The sequence below is a fragment of the Lachnoclostridium sp. An138 genome, from assembly GCF_002160765.1.
GTDB lineage: Bacteria > Bacillota > Clostridia > Lachnospirales > Lachnospiraceae > Laedolimicola > Laedolimicola faecalis.
In genome coordinates this window covers 37,880-62,449 of the sequence record NZ_NFLF01000007.1, presented here as the reverse complement: position 1 = coordinate 62,449, position 24,570 = coordinate 37,880, and the positions used below count along the sequence as shown (strand labels likewise).

The following is a 24,570-nucleotide window of genomic DNA, read 5'->3' as shown; positions in this document are numbered from 1 at the left end:
GGATTCTATGGAACGTCAGATTATTTTGGAACTTCTGTTTCTGACTCTTTCGGGAACAGCGCTGGGTCTTTTGTTCTGCCTGTTCCGGCCGCTTACCGGGAAAGTGTTTTCCTTCCGGTGGCATTATTATCTCTGGCTGATTGTGCTTCTCCGGCTGATTCTGCCTGTGCATGTGGATATGGGAATTTTTCCGGCTCCGGCGGTCTTTAGTCCGGCGCAGACGCAGACGGCAGGCATAGAAGAGACAGGGAATGCTGCCGGAGAGACAGAAGGAGCGGGAGCTGACGCGGCAGATGCAAAAGCAGATACAGAAGCGGATACAGCGTCAGATACAGAAGCAGATACAGCGGCAGGGAAGAATGTACAGAACAGCTCTTCCAGCCAGATGGAGAGTGCAGTTCCCACAGTACAGACAGAAGAACAGAGCTGGACAGTTTACCGGTGGCTGTTTCTGATCTGGCTTTTTGGAGCGTTGCTGTCCCTGGCAGTCAGAATCAGTAATTACCGGAATTTCGTGAATTATGTAAAAGCGGATTGTGCGCGTGTCGAGGATGACAAGATCCAGCACCTGGCGGGAGAGATGGCAGAAAAGCTTCATGTCCGGAAATGGCTCTGGATATATGAAAGCCCTCTTGTGGCAAGCCCTGTGCTGATCGGGGTCCGCCGTCCTTTTATTGTTCTGCCCCGGGAGGAGCTGGCGCCGGAAGAGGCAGAGCTGATCTTGCGGCATGAGTTTATCCATTTAAAACGTCATGATCTGTGGTATAAATGGCTGCTTCAGCTGATTCTCTGCGTACACTGGTTTAATCCGGCGCTGCTGCTTCTGGGAAAGCTGATGGACAGAGACTGCGAGCTTTCCTGCGATGAAGCAGTGATTGCGCCCTTGACAGAGCAGGAGCGGCAGAGTTATGGAAATATTTTGCTGGATACGGCGGAGAGACAGATAAAGCTGCGCAGAAGCGTTCTCTCAGCCACTCTTCTGGAGGGGCGGGAAAATCTGAAGGAGCGTCTGCGGGGAATTCTGGTTTTCCGGAAGCGGGGAACAGCGGTCATCTTTCTGTCTGTTCTTCTCTTTGCAGCCGCGGCGGTTCTGGCAGCCTGTACGCCCTCTGCTTATAGGCAGACGGATAACGTGCCCTCAGAAGATTCTTCCGTGAGTGGCGGTGCCTCGGAAGAGGGAGGGGAGGACTCTGGAGGCTTCCTGTCCAGCCTGATAGACGGAATCGGAGGCGGCTGGAGAAATGAAATAATGAACGCTTCCTTCGACATCAGCCCTTCCGAGGATGCCTGGCGCGTCTATGATGACGAAGAGCTTCTCGCGGGTAAAGATGTGGATGGAGTATGGCGGGCATATTTTTACAGCGGCGGAGGAGAGGGCGGCAGCCGGGAGATTCAGGCGGAGAGCTTTGCCTTCTGCGGCTCTGATTCTATCCTGATCGCGCAGGCGGAGGAACCGGTGGAAATTACGGTCCGTTCTTCCTGGAAACTTCTTTCCGGGGAGTTTAAGCTGGTCTATACAAATCCGGACGGAGCTGTAAGGACTCTGACGGAAGATGGAACAGAACAGGACATTTCTCTGACGCTGGAGCCCGGACGGAATGTTATTAAGATGACCGGGCGGGAGACAAAGCTGGAAAAGCTGGATATTTCGCTGAAAGGCCTGAATTCAGGGAAACTTTCGGCTGTGTATCATACGGAGGAGGACGAAGATGCGGGCCGGCTGGTTGAGAATATTCGAGCCGGCATGGCCGGAAAGGAAGAGTTTCTGTCTGCCCTGAGCAGTCTGGACAAGGATGTGGCAGGAGGGGCATTTCAGGCTCTTCTCGTTCAGGGCCAGACTTTTACCGGACTGGAGCTGGAGGAGGTATTTCTCTACGCAGATGAGAAGGAAGCGGGAGACATCCTGGTGCAGGCTGTGAAAGACGGAGAGCACCCGGCTCTTTCCGGAAGAACTATTGTGGAACTTCTGCCATATATGGAAGAGGACACGGCAGTAGAACTGGTACAGGAGACGGATAAGGAAGACTTTCCGTTTGACGTACTGCAGGATCTGCTCTATTATCTGGGGGATGATGCCTGTGAACGCTGCCTGAATCATTATCTGGCTCTGGGAAACACGCTGACCCACAGCCAGTATTCAGATGTAACATATCTGCTGAGTGAAGATGCCGTTCAGAGACTGGACAGAAGACTGGAATCACAGTAGAAAAATTACCGGGAAAAGACGGAGAAGCGAAGATAGAAAAATGGCTGGAAAAGGAAGGCAGCTGTATGCGGGGGTGTACAGCCGCCTTCTTTTTATTTCCGCGGGCAGCGGGGCATCCAACCGGCTGCCTGCGGCGGGGTATTTGACTCCCCGGGACGGATCTATTTTTTGCAAAAATACGGTTGCTTTCTCAATTAATATCTAGTATTATGATAAAGGACCTGGCCGGGTGGGGAATTCTGCCTGTCCCGGCAGGAAGACCAGGAGGAAGAGATCATGCAGGAAATGATTAAGGTTGCGCTGGATGCAATGGGCGGCGACAATGCTCCTGATGAGATTATCAAGGGAGCCATGGAGGCCGTCGGTTTACGGGAAGACATCAAGGTATTTCTTGTAGGAAAGGAAGAACTGATTCGGGAAAAGTTAAAGGCTTATTCTTATAGAGAGCCTCAGATCGAAGTGGTGAACGCGACGGAGGTCATCGAGACGGCAGAGCCGCCGGTGGCTGCAATCCGGAAAAAGAAGGATTCTTCCATCGTAGTCGGGATGAAGCTTGTAAAGGATGGAACGGCAGACGCTTTTGTATCTGCTGGCAGTTCAGGAGCCGTGCTGGTAGGAGGACAGCTGCTGGTAGGCCGTATCAAAGGAGTGGAAAGACCGCCTCTCGCACCGCTGATTCCCACAGAAAAAGGAGTTTCCCTTTTGGTGGACTGCGGCGCGAATGTGGACGCCAGACCTTCTCATCTGGTGCAGTTCGCAAAGATGGGTTCCATTTATATGGAACATGTCATGGGAGTGAAGAATCCCAGGGTGGCGATTGTCAATATCGGCGCGGAGGAGGAAAAGGGAAATGCTCTTGTGAAAGAGACCTTTCCGCTTCTGAAGGCGTGCACAGATATTAATTTTATCGGAAGCATCGAAGCCAGGGAGATTCCCCACGGGCAGGCGGATGTGATAGTCTGCGAAGCCTTTGTGGGCAATGTGATTCTCAAGCTTTATGAAGGCGTGGGAGCCGTGCTGATCAGCAAGATCAAAGAAGGAATGATGAGCTCTCTGCGCAGCAAGATAGGAGCCCTTCTCGTGAAACCGGCCCTGAAGCAGACAGTGAAGTCCTTTGACGCTTCGGAGTACGGCGGAGCTCCGCTTCTGGGCCTGAACGGCCTGGTAGTGAAGACCCATGGAAGCTCCAAGGCAAAGGAAGTAAAGAATTCCATTATCCAGTGCGTCACATTTAAGGAGCAGCGGATTAATGATAAAATCAGAGAGAATATTTTAAGAGAGGAAGGATAAGACAATGGAATTTGAAAAATTAAAAGGAATTATTGCGGACGTCCTGAATGTGGATGAGAATGAAATTACAATGGAGACCACCTTTGTGGATGATCTGGGAGCAGATTCTCTGGACGTATTCCAGATTATCATGGGAATCGAGGAAGAGTTCGACATTGAGATCGATCAGGAAGAAGCAGAGAAGATCGTGTCTGTAGGCGACGCGGTAGAAGAGATCAAGAACGCGCTTAATAACTAAGCTGTTTTACGAAAACCAGGGGCTGCTGTAAATGTAGATGAAAGGAAGTCCTGATTCTATATTTCCGGCAGCCTTTTGTCAAATTCATTGGGAGAAACGATATGAAACTGGAAGAACTGGAAGAAAAGCTGGGGTATCATTTTCATGACAGAAGGCTTCTGGAGCAGGCCCTCTGCCACAGCTCATACGCCAATGAGCGCCACATGGACAGGCTTTTGAATAATGAGAGGCTGGAATTCCTGGGCGACGCGGTTCTGGAGCTGGCCACAAGCGAATATTTGTATCTGAATTACCCGGAGATGCCGGAGGGAGAAGCCACCCGGACCAGGGCAAGCATCGTCTGTGAGCAGACGCTGGCGCTCTGCGCGCGGGATCTGGGACTTGGAACCTGGCTGCGCCTGGGAAAGGGCGAGGAACTGACCGGAGGAAGGGAGCGGGACTCCATTACCTCGGATGCCATGGAAGCTTTGCTTGGAGCCATTTATCTGGACGGTGGTTTTGCTAATGCGAAAGAATTTGTTCATCATTTCATTTTAAATGACATTGAACATAAAAAACTCTTTTTCGATAGCAAGACTATCCTTCAGGAGCAGATTCAGAGCGAGACAGAAGAGCCTCTGCGCTATGAGCTGATCAAAGAAGAGGGGCCGGATCACAACAAGCGTTTTACGGTCACGGTTTCCCTGGGAAACGATATTCTTGGGACAGGCAGCGGCCGGACCAAGAAGGCGGCGGAGCAGGAGGCTGCTTACCGTGCCATTTTAAAGAGACAAAAAGACAGATAGGTCGTGAGACATGTATTTAAAAAGCATTGAAGTACAGGGCTTTAAGTCCTTTGCAAATAAAATTGTATTTGAATTTCACAATGGAATTACGGGAATCGTAGGGCCGAACGGAAGCGGAAAGAGCAACGTGGCCGACGCGGTGCGCTGGGTGCTGGGAGAACAGAGAGTCAAGCAGCTGCGCGGCGGCAGCATGCAGGATGTCATTTTTGCGGGAACAGAGAACCGCCGGCCCTTAAGCTATGCCTACGTGGCGATTACCCTGGACAATTCGGACCATCAGCTGGCCATAGATTATGAAGAGGTAACGGTATCCCGGCGTCTGTACCGCTCCGGTGAGAGCGAGTATCTCATCAACGGAACAGTCTGCCGTCTGAAAGATGTCAATGAGCTGTTCTATGATACCGGTATCGGAAAAGAAGGCTATTCCATCATCGGCCAGGGACAGATTGACCGGATCTTGAGCAGCAGGCCGGAGGAATCCAGAGAGCTGTTTGACGAGGCCACCGGTATCGTAAAGTTTAAGAGGAGAAAGAATACAGCCCAGAAAAAGCTGGAGGATGAGAAGCAGAATATTCTGCGTATCAACGATATTCTGGCGGAGCTGGAAAAGCAGCTGGGGCCTCTGGAAAAACAGTCGGAGACGGCAAAGCTGTATCTGAAGAAAAAAGAGACATTAAAGATCTATGATGTGAATATGTTTCTTCTGGAGACAGACCGTCTGCAGAAACAGCTGTCTGAGCTGGTTTCGAAGGCGGAGACGGCGCAGACGAATCTGGACGAGACGAATCTGGAGTATGAGAAAATCAAGAAAGAGCATTCCAGAATTGAGGAAGAGCTGGAGGAGCTGAATACCAGCCTGGACGCCGCGAAGGAAGCCGCGTCTCAGAATGATCTGAGCCGCCAGCAGATGGAAAACCAGATTGAGCTTTTAAAAGAACAGATCAAATCTGTCCGCTCCGGGGAGGAGCAGAAGCAGGACCGGCTTTCTGCCATCGGAGATGATATTCTGGAGCGGAGAGAGACCAGAAAACGCTTTACGGAAGAGCAGAAGCAGCTGGACGCCCAGCTGAAAGAGGTATCTTCTGTCTCAAGGGCGGCGGGTGAAAAGCTGAGAGAGCTGCGCGCCCAGATTGACGGGCTGAACCAGACGGCGGAGCAGAGTAAAAATGAGATCATCAGTCTGCTGAACGAGCGGGCGTCCACCAAGGGACGGCTGCAGCGTTATGATGCCATGCAGGAACAGGCCCAGCTGCGAAAATCAGAGCTGACTCAGAAGCTTCTGGAGGCCAGAACCAGCGAGGAGACCCAGCGGGCATCCTTTGAAAAGTATCAGAAGGAGCTGATGGAGGTCAGTTCCCGGATTCTGGAGCTGACTGTCTCCCAGAAGGAAAAGGAAGAGGAAGCAGAGGGCTTCCGCAGGCAGCTGGGGAAATTGAATGAGGAACTGGAAGTGGGACAGAGCGCTTACCACCGGGAATCCTCAAGACTGGAATCCCTGCGAAACATGGCAGAACGCTATGACGGTTATGGAAGCAGTATCAAAAAAGTCATGGAGCAGAAGAGCCGGAAGCCGGGTATCCTCGGCGTGGTAGCGGATTTGATCCGGGTAGATCAGAAATACGAGACTGCGGTGGAGACGGCTCTGGGCGGAAACATCCAGAACATTGTAACAGACAGAGAAGAGACGGCCAAGGAAATGATCGCGTTCCTGAAACAGAACCGTTTTGGCCGCGCCACCTTCCTGCCGCTGACCAGCGTGGGAAACAGGGATAATTTTCCGAAAAAAGAGGCCCTGGGAGAGAAAGGCGCGATAGGTCTTGCCAGTTCTCTTGTGGAGTCTGATGAAAAATACGCGGGAATCGTAAACTATCTGCTGGGCCGGGTGCTTGTGGCGGAAGGGATCGACGACGCCATACGGATTGCCCGGAAATACGGACATTCTCTTCATATCGTCACGCTGGAAGGCGAATACCTGAGTCCCGGCGGTTCCATGACGGGAGGAGCGTTCCGGAATTCCAGCAATCTTCTGGGACGGCGCCGGGAGCTGGAAGAGCTGGAAGAAAATGTACGCCGTCTGGATCAGGATCTGAAAGAAGCCCGGGAGCGGATCGAGGATCTGAAGGAAAGGCGGCGCGTCTGCCGGAAGGAAGCAGAAGACCTGAATACCCGTCTGCAGGAGCAGTTCCTGCTCCAGAATACAGCCAAGCTGAACGCGGATCAGGCGGAAAAGCGGCTGAAAGAGATTGAAGAGGGCTATGAGGGACTTCAGACAGAATTAAATCAACTGGAAGAGCAGTTCCGGGATATTCAGAAGAGCCGGGAGGCTATCGCGGAAGAGCTTACGGAGTCAGAGCAGCAGGAAAAGACAAATGAAGCACGGATTTCGGAAGCGCAGACAGAACTGGAAGAGCTGAAAAGGAAAGAAGCAGACTGTATCCGGGAAGCAGAAGAGGTACATCTGGAAGTGGCAAGCTTGACCCAGAAGGCAGAGTTTGCCGGAGAAAATGTGGCCCGTATCGACCGGGAACTGGATCGCCTCCGTCTGGAGGAAGAGGACCTGAAGGCGGGAGTTCTGGAAGGAAATAAGGATGTAAAGGCGAAAGAAGAAGGAATTCTGGCCCTGACCGGCCAGATTGAGCAGCTCACAGCCAGAAGCGCGGAGCTGGAGAAGAAGACAGCGGAGCTGTCCGGAAGGCGGGATGCGCTCCTGTCCGGACAGAAAGAGTTTTTCTCCCGGAGGGAGGAGCTTTCTGAGCAGAAGAATCTGCTGGATCGGGAGGTCTTCCGTCTGAACAGCCAGAGAGAAAAACTGGAGGAAGCTTCCGATTCTCAGGCGGCCTATATGTGGGAGGAGTATGAACTTACCTATAATATGGCCCTGCCTCTGCGGGATGAGGAATACACCGATCCGGCTGGGCTGAAAAAGCAGATCGCGGCTCTGAAGGATGAGATCCGCAGGCTCGGAGACGTCAATGTGAATGCCATCGAGGATTACAAGAATATTTCCGAGCGCTACACCTTTATGAACAATCAGAGAAACGATCTGGTGAAGGCGGAGGAGACGCTGCTGGATATTATCAAAGAACTGGATACAGGTATGCGCCGCCAGTTTGAGGAACAGTTTGCAAAGATACGCGTGGAGTTTGACAAAGCGTTCCGGGAGCTGTTCGGAGGTGGAAAAGGAACCCTGGAGCTGGACGAAGAGGGAGATATTCTGGAGGCCGGCGTGCGGATTATCGCTCAGCCGCCCGGCAAAAAGCTGCAGAACATGATGCAGCTCTCCGGAGGAGAAAAGGCGCTGACCGCGATCTCGCTTCTGTTTGCCATTCAGAATCTGAAGCCGTCGCCCTTCTGTCTGCTGGACGAGATTGAGGCTGCCCTGGATGATTCCAACGTGGGACGCTTTGCGAAATACCTGCACAAGTTGACAAATAATACGCAGTTTATTATTATTACACATAGGAAAGGAACGATGGAGGCCGCCGACAGGCTGTATGGAATCACCATGCAGGAAAAGGGCGTGTCTGCTCTCGTTTCCGTAAACCTGATAGAAGAGGAGCTGGATGAATAAGCAGCTTTGGCAGAAAAAAAACGGTTTTTGAATCTGCCGGGCGGAATATGACAGGGGGAACAGGAACATGCCGGAAGAAAAGAAAGGCTTTTTCAGCCGCCTTGTGTCGGGCCTGGCCAAGACACGGGCGAATATTGCGGCCGGAATCGACAACATTTTCAGCGGATATTCAGCTATCGACGATGATTTCTATGAAGAAATCGAAGAAATCCTCATTATGGGGGATATCGGCATCAATGCCACCAATGCGATTCTGGAGGATCTGAAGCAGAAGGTAAAGGAACAGAAGATCAAAGATCCTTCCGAGTGCAAAGAGCTTTTGATTAGAAGCATCAAGGATCAGATGCAGGTGGGCGAGGTGGCTTACCGGTTTGAGCAGGAGAAATCCGTGGTCCTGGTGATCGGAGTCAACGGCGTGGGAAAGACCACATCCGTGGGAAAGCTGGCCGGAAAGCTCAAAGATCAGGGCAAGAAGGTCATCCTTGCGGCGGCAGATACCTTCCGTGCGGCGGCGGGCGAACAGCTGACCGAGTGGGCAAACCGCGCCGGAGTCGATATCATCAGCGGCTGCGAGGGAGCGGACCCGGCTTCCGTGGTCTACGATGCGGTCTGCGCGGCGAAGGCACGCCATGCGGACGTGCTGCTCTGCGACACCGCCGGGCGTCTTCATAACAAGAAGAACCTGATGGAGGAGCTTCGCAAAATCAACCGGATCATTGACAGAGAGTATCCGGAGGCTTTCCGGGAGACTCTGGTAGTGCTGGACGGAACCACAGGACAGAACGCGCTGGAGCAGGCCCGTCAGTTCAAAGAGGTTGTGGACATCACGGGCATTATTCTGACAAAGCTGGACGGGACAGCCAAGGGCGGCATCGCCGTGGCTATTGAGTCAGAGCTTGGCATTCCGGTAAAATACATCGGCGTGGGAGAAAGCATTGAAGATCTGCAGAAGTTCGATGCAGATGAGTTTGTAAACGCGTTATTTCACCAGGAGAAGTAAAGGAGAGACGAGAGCATGCTTACATTAGAGAAATTTGAAGAAGCTTCTGAGGTAGTAAAAAAGGTTGCCATAGAGACAAAGCTTTTGTACAGCCAGTATTTCAGCGAGCAGACAGGAAACAAGGTCTATCTGAAGCCGGAGAACATGCAGGTGACTGGAGCCTACAAGATTCGCGGCGCCTATTATAAGATCAGCACGCTGACCGATGAAGAGCGGGCAAAGGGACTGATTACGGCTTCTGCCGGAAACCATGCCCAGGGCGTGGCCTACGCGGCGAAGGCTTACGGCGCAAAAGCAGTCATCGTCATGCCGACGACGACGCCCCTGATGAAAGTAGAGCGCACCAAGAGCTACGGCGCTGAGGTGGTACTTTACGGCAACGTCTACGATGAAGCCTGTGAGCATGCGTACAGACTGGCCGAGGAACATGGTTACACTTTTATCCATCCTTTCGATGATCTGGCGGTGGCCACCGGACAGGGAACCATTGCCATGGAGATCGTAAAGGAGCTTCCTCTCGTAGATTACATTCTCGTCCCCATCGGCGGAGGCGGACTCTGTACCGGAGTCTCCACCCTGGCCAAAATGCTGAATCCCAATATCAAAGTAATCGGCGTAGAGCCTGCAGGCGCCAACTGTATGCAGGTATCCCTGAAGAATAAAAAAGTGACGACGCTTCCCTCTGTCAACACCATTGCAGACGGTACAGCCGTCAAGACGCCGGGAGAAAAGATTTTCCCCTATATTCAGAAAAATCTGGACGATATTATCACAGTCACCGATGACGAGCTGATCGTAGCCTTTCTGGATGTAGTGGAAAATCACAAGATGGTTGTGGAAAATTCCGGCCTTCTGACTGTCGCAGCCCTGCGGCACATGAACGTGAAGAATAAAAAGATTGTCTCTATCTTGAGCGGCGGCAACATGGACATCATCACCATGTCCTCCGTCGTGCAGTTCGGCCTGATTCAGAGAGACCGTATCTTTACCGTATCCACCATTCTTCCCGACAAACCGGGCCAGCTGGTGCAGGTGGCTCAGCTCATCGCTGAAGAGCAGGGCAACGTCATCAAACTGGACCACAACCAGTTCGTCAGCACAAACCGCCAGGAAGGCGTGGAGCTCCGTATCACGATAGAGGCCTTTGGAACAGAGCACAAGAACCGGATTGTAAAACGCCTGGAAGAAGGCGGCTTCCGGCCAAGACTCGTGAAGATAATGATGTGACGGAAAGGCAAAACGAATCAGCAGGAAACAGGGGCCGGGGAAATGCTTGTATTTCCCCGGCCCCTGTTTCCTGCTGATGAGCGCGCCAGCGCAGCCCCGGGGGCCTCCAGGTCCTCGGGGCTGGTTTTGCCTTTCACGAAAAATGAGAAGCCGTGCAAAAAGAGAGGATAACGGGCCGGGCATACTTGTATGCAGAGGCACGTTGTTCTCTCTTTTTATAGGGCGCAGCTCTTCATCCGGGAGAAGCGTTTCCGCTTCTCCCGGATGGAACGGCTTGGCTGAGCAAAACGAATCAGGCGGAATAAGATTATAGTTTTTAAAAAGGCTTCCCATACTATAATGGTAGACAATTATCATGATAGAAACGGAGGCTTTTTTATGTCTTATGAAATCACCCAGACACACCTGTCGCAATATATCACCGGACTTTACGAAGAAGAGAAAAGTCCTTACACAATCCAGAAATATTTCCGCGATGTGAAAGCGTTCTGCCAATTTACCGGTAATTCTTTTCCGGGCAAGGAGAGCGTTCTCCGATGGAAAGAATATCTGAGCCAAAACTACCGGCCCAGGAGCGTCAATTCCATGCTGGCCTCTTTGAATCATTTCTTTTCCTGGATGAACTGGCAGGAGCTCCGCGTCCGCTTTTTCAGAATTCAGGAAGAAATCTATGAAAGGGAGGAGCGCGAGCTGACCAAAAAAGAATATGAAAAACTGCTGCGGGAAGCGCGTAGGAAAAGGGACCGGCGGATGGAAATGCTCCTTCAGACGCTCGGGGCTACAGGAATCCGTGTTTCCGAGCTGCCGTATATTACAGTTCAGGCCGTAAAAAGGGGAAGGGCTGAGGTACGGTGCAAAGGAAAGCAGAGGCAGGTATTTCTGCCGGAAGCGCTGTGCAGGGCTCTGCGGCAGTACGGAAAAGAAAGGAATATCTCTGCCGGTCCGCTGTTTATCACGAGAACCGGGAAGCCCCTTGATCGGAGCAATATCTGGCGGGAGATGAAGAAGCTGTGTAAAGATTCCGGAGTAAACCCGAAGAAAGTGTTTCCTCATAATCTGCGCCATTTATTTGCGAAAATCTTTTATCAGATGGAAAGGGATATTGTGAAGCTGGCGGATATCCTGGGACACAGCAGCATCAATACCACGAGAATTTATACGAAAGAGAGCGGGCGGACGCACCGCCGGATGATAGAACGAATGCAGCTGATTCTCTATACCACATAATCTATATCATGTTGTAAATACATAAAGTAATTTGGATGTATTTTAGCACAGACTTTCCGGGAAAACAATCAGAAAGACAGAGATTTTCAGAAAATCAGCTCCAGCTAAAGCAGGAAAAATAAAAAATGGCAGGGAAAACAGACCTGTGAAGAATCCTACGGAAGATGTCGTAAACATTGTCCGGTTTTCCGCGCAGGCATCCTCATGCGGCAGTTATGGCAACAACATGATATAGATTATGTTGTTTTGGGTGAGGAGGATAAGCACACAAATGAGAAGGATGAAGGGGAAACTGTTTTATCTGCTGGCGGCTTTATTCCTGATGGCTGCTGGATGCGCGGAAAAGAAACAGGAAAAAGACACGGTGCGTTCTATGATTTACCTGTATCCCCGAAACGCTCTGGAGGTCAGCGTTCAGCCTGAAAACGACGGGGAAATATCCTGTTCCTATCCTTCCTGCGGGAAGGAGTGGAATATTATAGCCAGGCCGGACGGAACGATGACAAATCTGGATGACGGGCAGGAATATTCCTGTCTGTTTCGTGAGTATACCGCAGTCGGAATCCCGGCGGAAAATCCGCAGGAAGGCTTTGTGGTAGAAGGTAAGGAGACGGCGGCTTTTTTGTAGGAAACATTTTCAAAAATGGAACTTATTCCTTCCGAGTACAATGAACTGATTCTTTCCTGGCTTCCGCAGATGACCGATAACCCGTGGAATTTGATTATGGTGGATGTGAAAGTGAACAGCGTTCCGGAGGAACTCAGGATTTCGCCGGAGCCGGACAGTGTGATTCAGGTTTTTATGGCATATAAGGCCCTGGATGTGCCGATTGATGCAGAACAGCCTGAGGTGGAATCCCTTCAGCGGGAAAGGCAGGGATTTACAGTGGTAGAAATATGTGGAGCCGAGCTCACTCACTCCTGATGTGAAAGAAAAAACAGGAAAGAGAAACAGAAAAACAGTACAGAAAAACAGGCGCGCAGTTTTCGGAAATTTTTCTTGCGCTTATTGAGAAAATATTGTAGAATAAGGAGGCGCATAAGGGAGTAGTTGGCGTCCTTGGGACGTGACAGAATCAACACATTGGCAAATGCCTGGTTTTGTATGAAATAACGAGACTTATCCGCAGAGTAATTCTGCGGACAGGTCTCTTTTTTTTATCCGGCAGAAAGATGTGGAAAGGCTCTGAACCGGATAAAATCCGAAGACAGGAAATCTGGAAAGGAAGGACGGACAGCTGCTTCCGAACGAAAGAGAGGAGAAATAATATGAGTTTACGGGAGCTTTTTATATTGGCAGTAGGTCTGGCTATGGATGCCTTTGCAGTTTCTGTCTGTAAGGGATTAAGTGTGCGGAAAGCAGGAGTAAAAGAATGCTGTATTGCGGGACTGTATTTTGGAGGCTTTCAGGCGTTGATGCCTGCAATCGGATATTTCCTGGGTGTTCAGTTTAAAGAGTATATCACCAATATTGATCACTGGATTGCGTTCATTCTGCTGGGTATTATAGGTTTCAATATGATTCGGGAGTCCAGAGAAAAGGGCTGTGATGAGGATGGAGTCTGTTCCCGGGAAGAAAATCCTTTTGCAGTGAAGACGATGCTTCTTATGGCTGTAGCTACAAGTATTGATGCGCTGGCTGTGGGAATTACCCTGGCGTTTCTGAATGTGGATCTGATTGCTTCAGTGAGTTTTATCGGTATTATTACTTTTCTGCTGTCTGGTGCCGGCGTTCGTATAGGCAATGTTTTTGGAACCCGCTATAAGTCAAAGGCGGAACTGGCAGGGGGCATTATTTTGATTGGTATGGGACTTAAAATTCTGCTGGAACATCTGGGAATTCTTGGATAAATCGATGAATTTTATCGAAAAACAATAAAAAATTATTGACAAATGGGTAAACTGCCGTTAAGATAGGAGCAGCACAAAAGTGAAAGGGGAACTGCTTTATGGGTATGCTGGTGATAGCGGCGGTACTGATTCTTCCCGGTCCGCTGCTGACAGTGTGGAATGTGCTGACGCTGATTTTCAAAAAGAAACATTCCGGAAAAACGGAAGCTGCAGCTTTCGCGCTGGGAATTGTTTATATGGCTCTGCTTTATGGGATCTGGCAGCCAAGGCCCTGGGAGGAAAGCATTGTGAAGCCGTCGGACATGTCATCGCTTCACGCGCCCCTTTCCAGAGAGCATATTCTGACCATTCTGGTGCTTTTTGCGGTCGGAATGGTTTCCTACTTTTTTTTAAAAACGAGAGAACAGAAAGCGGCGCCCCTGGCGAAGGTGCTGGCCATGGCCGGCGTCTATCTGGGAATTGCCGTGAATCTTCTTTTCATCATACAGCTTTTCGGCGTTACCGCAGACAATGAGATCTTTATGAACGCCTTGCCTTTTGATGTACTTCTGATGATGCTGGTGCCGGTTAATTATATAATCCTGGCGGTGGTTCAGCTTCTGCGGACGGTGAGAGAGCAGAGCAGGAGATTTGCGGCGGAAGAAAGAGGAGAGCTTTTCGAAGAGGAAAGCAGTATGGAGCCCTATAAAAGCAGGTTTCTAAATGACTGCAGCCGGGTTCTGGCAAAAAGCCGCCGCTGGGCGCTTTACGCGCTGCTTCTGACACTGCCGCTGCTTTGTGTTATTGTGGTGATTCTTCTGCTTTGCGGCCAGAAGCCGGACAGTGCCATCCGTGCTTTTACGGAGACCAGCGACTGGACTCTTTCTACGAAGATTTCTCCGCCGGAAGTCATGGTGGACGCCCATTATCTCTGCACGGTGGCGCTGCGTGGGCATGAAAAGCTGGTGCGTCCTACCCGTATGGGACTGCGCCGGGGTGAAAGGATTGTAGTGAACCGTCAGCTCTGTGTGGCCAATGCCTTTGAGCAGCTTCTGGAAGAGCGCACGCCGCGCTTTCACAGGGCAGTGAGAAAGTTTTATGATACCTATGGTTATCCCATTTCCCGGAATATCCGCACACCTCTGGCCGCCGATATCGTGTATCTGATTATGAAGCCGCTGGAATGGCTGTTTGTGGCGGTGCTTTATCTCTTTGATGAAAAGCCGGAGAACCGGATTGCAAGCCAGTATCTTCCACGGATAACGGGAAAAGCCTGAAAAGAACGTTGTCTTCTCCCTGGCGGATAGATATAATAAGGATAAGTCAGAGCAGGAGGAGGACATAAACATGTCGGGGAAAAGAAAAAAGCGCATATTTGAGGTGATTCAGATAGGCTTCGACGAGGATTGGCAGAGCAGAACCTTTGACGTGCTGCTGCTGTGTATGATTGTGGTAAACCTTGCGATTGCCTGCTATTCCACCTTTGAGGACGCGGCCCCTTATATGGGGATTCTGGGGAAAGTCGAGCTGGTGACAGAGATCTGCTTTGCGCTGGAATACGGCCTGCGCGTCTGGACCGCGGAATATCTGTACCCGAAGCTGACGCCCGGGAGAGCGGTCGCAAGATATATGACCTCCTTTAATGGCGTGATTGATCTGCTGTCATTCCTTCCCTATTTCCTTCCCATTTTCTTTCCGACGGGAATGGTGGCCTTTCGGATGTTCCGGGTGGTGCGCATTTTCCGTCTGTTCCGCGTCAATGCCTACTATGATTCTCTGAATGTCATCGCGGATGTAATCCGGGGAAAACGGGATCAGATCCTGTCTTCGATTTTCATTATCCTGGTGCTGATGCTGGCATCTTCCCTGTGTATGTACAGTCTGGAGCATGAAGCGCAGCCGGAGGTGTTTCAGAATGCCTTTTCCGGGTTCTGGTGGGCGGTTTCCACCCTGCTGACGGTGGGGTATGGGGACATCTACCCGGTCACCATTGCCGGACGAATCTTCGGCATTGTGATTACTTTTCTGGGCGTGGGCATGGTGGCGATTCCCACTGGTATTCTTTCCGCAGGTTTCGTGGAGCAGTATAGCCGTCTGAAAAGCCTGAACGCCTATTCCGCGGAGGCGGATATCCACTTTGTCCGCCTGGAGGTGGGAAAAGAACATCCCTGGCTGAATCAGAGCGTCAGTGATCTTTCTCTTCCGCCCGGTCTTCTGATGGCGGCGATTCAAAGACGGGGAAAAGTTGTGGTACCCCGGGGAGATACAGTCATTCAGGAGGGGGACAGCCTGATTCTGGGCGCGGAGAGCTATCAGGATGAGGAAGGAATCCAGCTTCGGGAGATTGTGCTGAAGGAAAACCATCCCTGGGTGGCTCAGGAGATTCGGGAACTGGATATTTCAAGAAAGACTCTGATTGTTATGGTGCGCAGAGACGGAAAGCTGATGATTCCTACAGGAACCCTGAAATTGCAGGCCGGGGATATGATTCTGCTGTATACGAAGAAGAATTATCGAAATATGCAGATTTTAGAGGTGTAAAGAAAAAACACTTGACACCTGCCTTCTTTTTGTGTATGATAAGCAGGCGGGTGATGAGCATGGAGAAAATTCTGGAGCAGACGCTCCTCTATGATTTCTACGGAGAGCTGCTGACGGACCATCAGAAGCAGGTATATGAAGACGTGGTTCTCAATGATTATTCTCTCAGCGAGGTGGCTGAGGAACGGGGAATCAGCCGTCAGGGCGTCCATGATTTGGTGAAACGATGCAACAGGATTCTGCAGGACTATGAATCCAAGCTTCACCTGGTGGAAAAGTTTGTGACCATTAAGGAGCAGATTGAGAGGATGGAAGCCTCTCTGCTGGAAGCAGAGCAGCCGGACAGAGAAGAGCTGGTGCGCCAGCTGAACAGGATATTGGAGAATTTGTAGATGGCATTTGAAAGTTTATCCGATAAATTACAGAATGTATTTAAGAATCTGCGCGGCAAGGGCCGTCTCTCGGAAGCGGATGTGAAGGCTTCGCTGAAAGAAGTGAAGATGGCGCTTCTGGAGGCAGACGTAAGCTTCAAGGTGGTAAAGCAGTTTATCAAAGCTGTGGAAGAGCGTGCCATAGGCGCGGATGTGATGAACAGCCTGACGCCGGGCCAGCAGGTGATTAAGATCGTTCATGAGGAACTGATCCGCCTGATGGGAAGCGAGACCACAGAGCTGAAGCTGAATAACAGCGGCATTACAGTTCTCATGATGATGGGTCTTCAGGGAGCCGGTAAGACGACGACGGCAGCGAAGCTTGCGGGCAAGCTGAAGGCAAAGGGAAAGCGGCCTCTTCTGGTGGCCTGCGACGTATACCGCCCGGCCGCAATCAAGCAGCTGCAGGTAAACGGTGAAAAGCAGGGCGTGGAGGTTTTTACGATGGGCGAGAACCAGAAGCCCGTCAATATCGCGAAGGGCGCTTACGAATACGCCCGTAAAAATGGCTTTAACGTCGTGCTCCTCGATACGGCAGGCCGTCTGCATATCGACGAGGACATGATGAAGGAGCTGCAGGAGATCAGAGAGAACCTGCAGATAGATCAGACGCTTCTGACAGTGGACGCCATGACCGGACAGGACGCGGTCAATGTGGCGACTGCGTTTGAGGAGAAAATCGGGATTGACGGCGTAATCCTGACGAAGCTGGACGGCGATACAAGAGGCGGCGCGGCGTTGTCTATCAAGGCGGTGACCGGAAAGCCGATTCTGTATGTGGGTATGGGAGAGAAGCTCTCCGACCTGGAGCAGTTTTATCCGGACCGTATGGCGTCCCGTATCCTTGGCATGGGCGATGTACTGACTCTGATTGAGAAGGCCCAGGAGACGGTGGATGAGGAAAAGGCGAAAGCCATGACGCAGAAGCTGAAGAAAGCCCAGTTCGGCTTTGACGATTATCTGGAAAGCATGAACCAGATGAAGAAGATGGGAGGCCTGTCCAGCGTGCTGGCCATGATGCCGGGGCTGGGGAGCCAGATGAAGGGCATTGAAGACGCCATAGATGAGAAGAAGATGGCGCGGACGGAGGCAATCATCCTGTCCATGACGCCGAAGGAGAGAAGCAATCCCGAGATCCTGAATCCCTCCAGAAAGCACCGGATTGCCCGGGGCGCGGGAGTGGATATCGCGGAGGTGAACCGCCTGGTCAAACAGTTTGAGCAGATGCGCAAGATGATGAAGCAGATGCCGGGCATGATGGGCGGAGGTAAATTTGGTAAAAGGGGACGTTTTAAATTTCCCTTTTAAATAAAGAATGTACAGCATAAAATGCGGAGGTGAATGAGATGGCAGTAAAAATCAGATTAAGAAGAATGGGTCAGAAGAAAGCTCCTTTCTATAGAATCGTAGTAGCAGATTCCAGATCCCCGAGAGACGGACGTTTCATTGAGGAGATCGGAACCTATAATCCGAGCACTGATCCGAGTACTTTCAAGGTAGACGTGGAGGCAGCTAAGAAGTGGCTGGCTAACGGCGCACAGCCTACGGAAGTAGTTGGCAAGATCCTGAAGGCAGCCGGCGTTGAGAAATAGTCGAGGTAGGACATGAAGGAATTAGTAGAAGTGATTGCAAAATCACTGGTTGAGCATCCGGACGAGGTGGTTGTCACAGAAACCGAGAATGAGAAATCCATTCTTGTGGAGCTTAAGGTGGCGCCGTCGGATATGGGCAAGGTCATCGGCAAGCAGGGCCGGATTGCCAAGGCTATCCGCAGTGTCGTAAAGGCAGCATCCTCGAAAGAAGACAAAAAAGTAGTCGTAGAGATTTTGCAGTAGGATTTTACGGAAGCGGCGGGTGGAGACACCCGCTGTTTTGCGCGAAGGCAATGAGCCGTGCGGAAGCTGCGCAGTACAGACGGCTGCGCTCGCGCGGGACTGGCTGTACTGCGCAGCTTCCATAGGGCGAAGCCCGCGATTCCGGCGAAGCGGAGCTTTGCCGGAATGCGCATGGCTCACTGCCGTGATCAAAGCATGCGGAATCTTCAAGACAAAGCCGGCTGCGCACGGCTCAAAAACAGAGAGGCGGCGCATCCTGCGCACGACTCACTGCCGGAGCATGGCGAAGCGCCTTGCCATGCAGCCAGCATCATGAGAAAGGAAACAGTGTATGGAACCATATTTACGGGTAGGCGTGATTTCTTCTACGCACGGACTCAAAGGCGAGGTCAAGGTATTTCCGACGACGGATGATCCGGAGAGATTTCGGGATCTGAAGCAGGTATTTCTGGATACGGGAAAGGAATATCTGCCATTGAAGATCACAGGCGTCCGTTTTTTTAAAAACCAGGTGATTCTGAAATTTAAGGAATTTCAGGATATCAATGAGGTGGAGCGGTACCGGGGACGGGATCTTCTGATTACCAGGGACCAGGCGGTTCCTCTTGAAGAAAATGAAAATTTTATCACAGATCTGATTGATCTGGAGGTTTTTGACGATACAGAACAGAGACTCGGCATTCTCACAGACGTGCTTCAGACAGGCGCCAATGACGTCTATGTGGTGGAGACGGACGAGGGAAAGGAGATCCTTCTTCCCGCGATTCCCTCCTGCATCCTCAAGGTGGATCTGGAGAATGAGAGAATGCTGGTGCATGTGCCGGAGGGACTGCTGTGATGAACCGATATTATGTGCTGACTCTGTTTCCGGAGATGATTTTAAACGGCCTCGGGACGAGTATTACCGGACGGGCCATCGAAAAAGGCACCATTGGTTTGGAAGCCATCAACATCCGCGATTACGCGGGAAATAAACATGGCAAGGTAGACGACTACCCTTATGGCGGCGGAGCCGGCATGGTCATGCAGGCGGAGCCGGTCTATCAGGCGTGGAAGGCGGTGACAGAGCGGATCGGGCGTAAGCCCCGGACTGTTTATGTGACGCCCCAGGGCTCGGTCTTTCATCAGGCCATGGCGGAGGAGTTCGCGAAGGAAGAGGATCTGATTTTCCTGTGCGGCCATTACGAGGGCGTGGACGAGCGGGTTTTGGAAGAGATTGTGACGGACTACGTATCTATCGGGGACTATGTGCTGACAGGCGGAGAGCTCCCGGCTATGGTGATGATTGACGCTATTTCCCGTATGGTGCCCGGCGTTTTGAGTAATGAGACTTCCGCTGAGTTTGAAAGCTTTCAGGACGGGCTTCTGGAATATCCCCAGTACAGCCGTCCCGAGGAATGGCGGGGAAAGAAGGTGCCGCCGATCCTTCTGTCCGGTCACCACGCTAATGTGGAGAAATGGAGGCTGGAGCAGTCTATCCTGCGAACAAGGGAGAGGCGCCCGGATCTGTACGAAGCCTACCTGAGAAAACAGACCCCATGAGAGCAGGGCACAGACATCTGCGGTGCCTGCCACTGCCGTTTCCTGGGAAAATGGAAAAACGGGGCTTGCAATTTAAGCTCTGACATGGTAAAATAATGTGCGTTGTGATAAAAGAAGATGGTCCGCTGCTGCAGCAGACAGGAAGAAGCGCCCTGTATGGGTAAGGGGACAGATACGCGCCGGCCTCCGGTGCGGTTCCGGTGAAATCCTTTGATTCTGCGGTAAGAACATCCAGAATGAAGGAGGAGACAACGAAATGAACGAGATTATCAAGAACATTGAAGCTGAGCAGCTGAAGGCAGAAGTGCCCCAGTTCAACGTAGGAGACACCGTAAAGGTTTACGGAAAGATCAAAGAGGGAAACCGCGAGAGAATCCAGGTTTTTGAGGGAATTGTCCTGAAGAAGCAGGGCGGCGGCGTACGCGAGACCTTTACCGTAAGAAAGAATTCCAACGGCGTTGGCGTAGAGAAGACATGGCCGCTGCATTCTCCGAACGTGGAGAAGGTAGAAGTGGTTCGCCGCGGTAAGGTTCGCCGTGCAAAACTGAACTACTTAAGAGGACGTGTAGGAAAGCGCGCAAAGGTAAAAGAGCTGGTAAAATAGTTTTTGCGGCTGTTTTGGACAGCTTGTGGCTTGGTGAAAAGGGGAGAATGAAAATTCTCCCTTTTTATGTATCGGAAAGAAGCAGATATTTGGATATGGCGCGGATACAGAAATAAAGTTCCGGAGGAGAGATATGAGAGGCTTAAGCTTTCGGAGAAGAAAAAAGAAAATCAGCCTGTCAGGGATTCAAAAAGCCGTGCTCTGGATTGGAGAGGTTATTCTGGCCTTTGTGATCGGCTGCATGCTGGCCTGGTTTTTCGGCTTTACGCTGAGCAATGTGGGCCAGTCCATGGAGCCTGCCATTTACAGCGGCGACCGGGTGCTGGTCAACCGTCTGATTTATGAGTTTAAAGATCCGGATTACGGAGATTTGATTGTGTTTAAGCCCAATGGAAATGAAAACGCCCATTATCACATTAAGCGGGTAGTCGGAAAGCCGGGAGACACGGTGACGATAGAAAGCGGCCGCGTGTTTATAGACGGAGAGGTTCTGGACGAGGTGGTTCAGACAGACAGCATGACGGACGCGGGGCTCGCGTCGGAACCGGTTACGCTGGGTGAGGATGAATATTTTGTGCTGGGCGATAACAGAAATAACAGTGAAGACAGCCGGAGCGCAGATATCGGTAATGTAAAAAAGGAAGATATCTTGGGTAAGGCCTGGTTTATCATTACGCCCGGGGAGCGTTTCGGTTTTTTGAGATAGATTTCTGAGACAGAAAATGAGGTTTTTATGAATATACAGTGGTACCCTGGCCATATGACAAAGGCCAGACGGATGATGCAGGATAATATCAAACTGGTCGATCTGGTAATTGAGCTGGTGGATGCCCGCGTGCCTTTAAGCAGCCGGAATCCTGATATTGACGATTTGGGCAGAAATAAAGCAAGGCTTCTTCTCCTGAATAAGGCGGACCTTGCGGATGAGGCGGCGAACGAGGCCTGGAGCGGCTATTTCCGGGAGAAAGGGTTTCAGGTGGTGAAACTGGATTCCAGAAGCAAAGCCGGTTTTAAGGCTGTACAGGCGGCGATAGGGGAAGCCTGCAGGGAAAAGACAGAGCGCGACAGAAAAAGGGGTATTTTGAACCGGCCTGTGCGGGCTATGGTGGCCGGAATTCCCAATGTAGGGAAATCTACCTTTATCAACAGCTTTGCGGGCCGGGCCTGCGCGAAAACCGGAAATAAACCGGGAGTGACCAGAGGAGCCCAGTGGGTGCGCCTGAATAAACAGGTAGAGCTTCTTGATACACCAGGGATTCTCTGGCCCAGATTTGAGGACCCGGCGGTAGGGCTTAAGCTTGCGCTGATTGGATCTATCCGGGAAGAGGTGCTCAATACGGAAGAGCTTGCCATGGAGCTGCTGAGATTCCTGAATGAACATTATAAGGGACTGCTGCGCGAAAGATATGAGATTGACGAGGAAGGCGGCGCTGCGGAACAGCTTCGTGATATCGCGGAAAAAAGAGGCTGTCTGAGAAAAGGCGGGGAAGCTGACACCCAGAAGGCAGCGGCGATTCTGCTGGAGGAGTTCCGGTCAGGAAAGCTTGGCCGGATTACTCTGGAAATGCCATGACAGGAGGAAGAGAAATGTTCAGAGGAAGAAAGGAAGAACAGGAGTTTACAGAGGAAGAAAACAAAAGCAATCCGCTGCGGGAGCTGGCCGGTATGCTGGTCTATATTATCATTGTGCTGGCTGTGACCTTCCTTTTTATCACCTTTGTGGGACAGCGGACGCATGTAAGCGGAGAGTCCATGGAAAATACGCTGGATGACGGGGATCAGCTGATAGTAGATAAGATTACCTATCGTTTTAAGGACCCGGAACGCTTCGACATTATTGTTTTTCCTTTTCATTATAAGGAAAATACCTATTATATCAAGCGGATTATCGGCCTTCCGGGAGAAACCGTACAGATTGCGGACGGATTGATTTATATAGATGGTGAAGTGCTGCAGGAATCCTATGGCCGTGAAGTGATTCAGGACCCGGGACTTGCGGCGGAGCCGATTACGCTGGGCGAGGATGAATATTTTGTGCTGGGGGACAACCGGAATCAGAGTTCTGACAGCCGGGACCCGAGTGTAGGTTTGATTCACAGAGACGAAATTGTGGGAAGGGCCTGGCTGCGCATCTGGCCTCTGGATTCCTTTGGAATTCTGAAGCATCAGTAACCGTAAGAAGGCAGGCGGGCATTGAGCCGGACAAACCCGGCAGAATCTTAAGATGCAGGAATCTTGTCTGCAGGGGAGGAACAAAAGGAGAAATGACAAAGACAGAGCTTCTGCGTCAGCAGAGAGAGCAGCGGCGCCAGGAAAAACTGAAGGCAGAGCGTGAACGGCTGGAAGGCATGCGTGTCTATGAGCGCCAGTACAGGGAGCGCGGCACCCTGTGCGGCATCGACGAGGTGGGCCGGGGGCCTCTGGCAGGGCCGGTGGTGGCCGGAGCAGTGATTCTGCCGGAAGATTGTGAGATCCTTTACCTGAACGATTCTAAGAAGCTTTCGGAGAAAAAGAGAGAGCTGCTCTATGATGAGATTATGGAAAAGGCCATAGCCGTGGGAATCGGGGCGGTCAGCCCGGAGCGGATCGATGAAATCAATATCCTGCAGGCCACTTACGAGGCCATGCGGATCGCCATCTCCAGGCTCTCAGTCAGACCGGATCTGCTTTTAAATGACGCGGTGACGATTCCCCAGGTGGACATTCCACAGGTGCCGATTATCAAAGGAGATGCGAAAAGCGTCTCCATCGCTGCCGCAAGCATTATAGCCAAGGTGACGAGAGACCGGATGATGGTGCAGTATGAGGACCTCTATCCGGGTTATGAGTTTGCGTCCAATAAAGGCTACGGCTCTGCCCGGCATATCGCGGCGCTGAAGGAAATCGGCCCCTGCCCCATCCACAGAAGAAGCTTTATCAAAAATTTCACCGGGGATGCAGAAAAATAGACAGGCAGGCCAGGAGGGCATCTGGATATGGGAAACCGCCGGAAAACCGGAACAGAATATGAACAGAAGACTGCGGAGTATCTGGAAAGCCTGGGATGGAAGATTCTGGAACGGAATTACCGGTGCAGAATCGGAGAGATTGATTTGATTGCTTTGGACGGGCGGACGCTGGTTTTTGTGGAAGTGAAATACCGCCGCTCCGGAGCCTGTGGAAGTCCAGGGGAAGCAGTAGATGTGAGAAAACAGCATACAATCTGCCGGGTGGCGGATTATTACCGGATGGTTCACGGAATCCCTGAGACGCAGTCCTGCCGTTTTGACGTGGCGGCCGTCCAGGGAGAAAGGCTTGAACTGTTAAGGAACGCGTTTCCTTACCGGCAATAGCCTGGAGGCCGGAAGCGCAGCCATATGGCAGGGAAAGGAAGAAAATATGGAACAGCTGAAATGGAAGAAAGTTAAGGGAAGGTCCTCGACGGAGCTCAGAGAGCGGGAGGGCGTTCCTTTTTTGGTGTTTCCCTCTCTGGAGGCGGCGGGAATGGTGGTTCACGGCTTTTCTACCCGCCTGGGAGGAGTAAGCGAAGGAATTTATTCCTCCATGAACGTCAGCTTTACCAGAGGTGATCAGGAGGAAGCAGTGCGTGAAAATTACCGGAGGCTGGGAGCGGCCATAGGATTTTCCTGCGAGAATCTGGTCTGTTCGGATCAGACCCACACCACGAATCTGCGTGTGGCCACGGAGGAGGACAGAGGAAAGGGTTTCACCCGCCGGAAGGATTACACAGACGTGGACGGCCTGGTGACAAATGTGCCGGGGCTTGTACTCGCCACCTTTTACGCAGACTGTGTGCCTCTGTATCTGGTGGACCCGGTGCGGCGCTGTATCGGACTTTCCCATGCGGGATGGAGAGGAACGGCAGGGAAAATAGGGAAGAAGACCGCAGAGCTCATGACAGAACAGTATGGCTCCCGCCCAGAGGATCTGCTGGCGGCCATCGGCCCGTCCATCTGCCAGAGCTGTTATGAGGTCAGTGAGGACGTAATTGAAAAATTCCGGGAGGCCTTTGACGAGCGTTTCCATACAGAACTCTTTTATGAAAAAGGCGGCGGAAAATATCAGCTGAACCTCTGGCGGGCCAATGAGCTTGCGTTTCTGGAGGCGGGACTCCGCCCGGAAAACATTGCGGTCACAGACGTCTGTACCTGCTGTAATCCTGCTCTTCTGTTCAGCCACCGGGCGTCCAAAGGCAGGAGGGGAAATCTGGGAGCCTTCCTTATGCTGAAATAATATCGGGGAG

The 24,570-nt window shown here is 51.5% G+C and carries 26 protein-coding genes; all 26 read left to right on the top strand.

What is annotated here, in order from left to right:
* Positions 1-7 precede the first annotated feature (7 nt).
* Complete coding sequence (locus B5E82_RS07865) at positions 8-2,206, top strand: M56 family metallopeptidase (protein WP_087307015.1); 2,199 nt, start codon at positions 8-10, stop codon at positions 2,204-2,206.
* A gap of 276 nt (positions 2,207-2,482) precedes the next feature.
* Entirely contained in the window at positions 2,483-3,496 is a 1,014-nt protein-coding gene (plsX, locus tag B5E82_RS07860; protein WP_087307014.1) for a phosphate acyltransferase PlsX, read from the top strand.
* A gap of 4 nt (positions 3,497-3,500) precedes the next feature.
* Positions 3,501-3,734 (top strand): acyl carrier protein, encoded by a 234-nt coding sequence (gene acpP / locus B5E82_RS07855; protein WP_087307013.1) that lies wholly within the window; start codon positions 3,501-3,503, stop codon positions 3,732-3,734.
* 101 nt (positions 3,735-3,835) lie between these two features.
* Positions 3,836-4,519: a ribonuclease III gene (rnc, locus tag B5E82_RS07850; RefSeq protein ID WP_087307012.1), complete on the top strand. Its 684-nt coding sequence runs from the start codon at positions 3,836-3,838 to the stop codon at positions 4,517-4,519.
* 10 nt (positions 4,520-4,529) lie between these two features.
* On the top strand, positions 4,530-8,090 hold the full coding sequence (gene smc, locus B5E82_RS07845; RefSeq protein WP_087307011.1) for a chromosome segregation protein SMC: 3,561 nt from the start codon (positions 4,530-4,532) through the stop codon (positions 8,088-8,090).
* Between the two features lie 67 nt (positions 8,091-8,157).
* On the top strand, positions 8,158-9,090 hold the full coding sequence (ftsY, locus tag B5E82_RS07840; RefSeq protein WP_087307010.1) for a signal recognition particle-docking protein FtsY: 933 nt from the start codon (positions 8,158-8,160) through the stop codon (positions 9,088-9,090).
* A 15-nt stretch (positions 9,091-9,105) separates the two neighbouring features.
* Entirely contained in the window at positions 9,106-10,317 is a 1,212-nt protein-coding gene (ilvA, locus tag B5E82_RS07835; protein WP_087307009.1) for a threonine ammonia-lyase, read from the top strand.
* 378 nt (positions 10,318-10,695) lie between these two features.
* Positions 10,696-11,544, top strand: a complete 849-nt coding sequence (locus B5E82_RS07830) for a tyrosine-type recombinase/integrase (protein WP_087307008.1) — start codon at positions 10,696-10,698, stop codon at positions 11,542-11,544.
* 271 nt (positions 11,545-11,815) lie between these two features.
* Positions 11,816-12,172: a hypothetical protein gene (locus B5E82_RS07825; protein ID WP_087307007.1), complete on the top strand. Its 357-nt coding sequence runs from the start codon at positions 11,816-11,818 to the stop codon at positions 12,170-12,172.
* Positions 12,173-12,187: 15 nt separating this feature from the next.
* The gene (locus B5E82_RS07820; protein WP_087307006.1) at positions 12,188-12,469 is read left to right on the top strand and encodes a hypothetical protein; all 282 of its coding nucleotides are present in this window, start codon (positions 12,188-12,190) and stop codon (positions 12,467-12,469) included.
* A 344-nt stretch (positions 12,470-12,813) separates the two neighbouring features.
* Positions 12,814-13,395: a manganese efflux pump MntP gene (locus B5E82_RS07815; RefSeq protein WP_087307096.1), complete on the top strand. Its 582-nt coding sequence runs from the start codon at positions 12,814-12,816 to the stop codon at positions 13,393-13,395.
* 98 nt (positions 13,396-13,493) lie between these two features.
* Entirely contained in the window at positions 13,494-14,651 is a 1,158-nt protein-coding gene (locus tag B5E82_RS07810; RefSeq protein WP_087307005.1) for a DUF6688 domain-containing protein, read from the top strand.
* Between the two features lie 70 nt (positions 14,652-14,721).
* On the top strand, positions 14,722-15,915 hold the full coding sequence (locus tag B5E82_RS07805) for an ion transporter (protein ID WP_087307004.1): 1,194 nt from the start codon (positions 14,722-14,724) through the stop codon (positions 15,913-15,915).
* A gap of 59 nt (positions 15,916-15,974) precedes the next feature.
* Positions 15,975-16,307 (top strand): YlxM family DNA-binding protein, encoded by a 333-nt coding sequence (gene ylxM, locus B5E82_RS07800; protein ID WP_087307095.1) that lies wholly within the window; start codon positions 15,975-15,977, stop codon positions 16,305-16,307.
* A complete protein-coding gene (gene ffh, locus B5E82_RS07795; RefSeq protein WP_087307003.1) occupies positions 16,308-17,654 on the top strand; it encodes a signal recognition particle protein in 1,347 nt (448 codons plus the stop codon).
* A 38-nt stretch (positions 17,655-17,692) separates the two neighbouring features.
* A complete protein-coding gene (gene rpsP, locus B5E82_RS07790; protein ID WP_087307002.1) occupies positions 17,693-17,938 on the top strand; it encodes a 30S ribosomal protein S16 in 246 nt (81 codons plus the stop codon).
* Between the two features lie 12 nt (positions 17,939-17,950).
* Entirely contained in the window at positions 17,951-18,181 is a 231-nt protein-coding gene (locus B5E82_RS07785) for a KH domain-containing protein (protein WP_087164921.1), read from the top strand.
* A 331-nt stretch (positions 18,182-18,512) separates the two neighbouring features.
* Positions 18,513-19,019 carry a ribosome maturation factor RimM gene (gene rimM / locus B5E82_RS07780; RefSeq protein WP_087307001.1) on the top strand — a complete coding sequence of 169 codons (507 nt, stop codon included), beginning with the start codon at positions 18,513-18,515 and terminating at the stop codon, positions 19,017-19,019.
* Positions 19,019-19,723, top strand: a complete 705-nt coding sequence (gene trmD, locus B5E82_RS07775; RefSeq protein ID WP_087307000.1) for a tRNA (guanosine(37)-N1)-methyltransferase TrmD — start codon at positions 19,019-19,021, stop codon at positions 19,721-19,723. The genes rimM and trmD overlap by 1 nt, the downstream gene beginning before the upstream one ends.
* 256 nt (positions 19,724-19,979) lie before the next feature.
* Entirely contained in the window at positions 19,980-20,327 is a 348-nt protein-coding gene (gene rplS / locus B5E82_RS07770; protein ID WP_087164917.1) for a 50S ribosomal protein L19, read from the top strand.
* 133 nt (positions 20,328-20,460) lie between these two features.
* Positions 20,461-21,033, top strand: a complete 573-nt coding sequence (lepB, locus tag B5E82_RS07765) for a signal peptidase I (protein ID WP_087306999.1) — start codon at positions 20,461-20,463, stop codon at positions 21,031-21,033.
* A gap of 27 nt (positions 21,034-21,060) precedes the next feature.
* Positions 21,061-21,900, top strand: a complete 840-nt coding sequence (ylqF, locus tag B5E82_RS07760; RefSeq protein ID WP_087306998.1) for a ribosome biogenesis GTPase YlqF — start codon at positions 21,061-21,063, stop codon at positions 21,898-21,900.
* A 14-nt stretch (positions 21,901-21,914) separates the two neighbouring features.
* Complete coding sequence (lepB, locus tag B5E82_RS07755) at positions 21,915-22,499, top strand: signal peptidase I (RefSeq protein WP_087306997.1); 585 nt, start codon at positions 21,915-21,917, stop codon at positions 22,497-22,499.
* Between the two features lie 92 nt (positions 22,500-22,591).
* On the top strand, positions 22,592-23,275 hold the full coding sequence (locus B5E82_RS07750) for a ribonuclease HII (protein WP_087306996.1): 684 nt from the start codon (positions 22,592-22,594) through the stop codon (positions 23,273-23,275).
* Between the two features lie 27 nt (positions 23,276-23,302).
* The gene (locus tag B5E82_RS07745) at positions 23,303-23,659 is read left to right on the top strand and encodes a YraN family protein (protein ID WP_191416770.1); all 357 of its coding nucleotides are present in this window, start codon (positions 23,303-23,305) and stop codon (positions 23,657-23,659) included.
* Positions 23,660-23,705: 46 nt separating this feature from the next.
* Positions 23,706-24,560: a peptidoglycan editing factor PgeF gene (gene pgeF / locus B5E82_RS07740; protein WP_087306994.1), complete on the top strand. Its 855-nt coding sequence runs from the start codon at positions 23,706-23,708 to the stop codon at positions 24,558-24,560.
* The last annotated feature ends 10 nt before the right edge of the window (positions 24,561-24,570 follow it).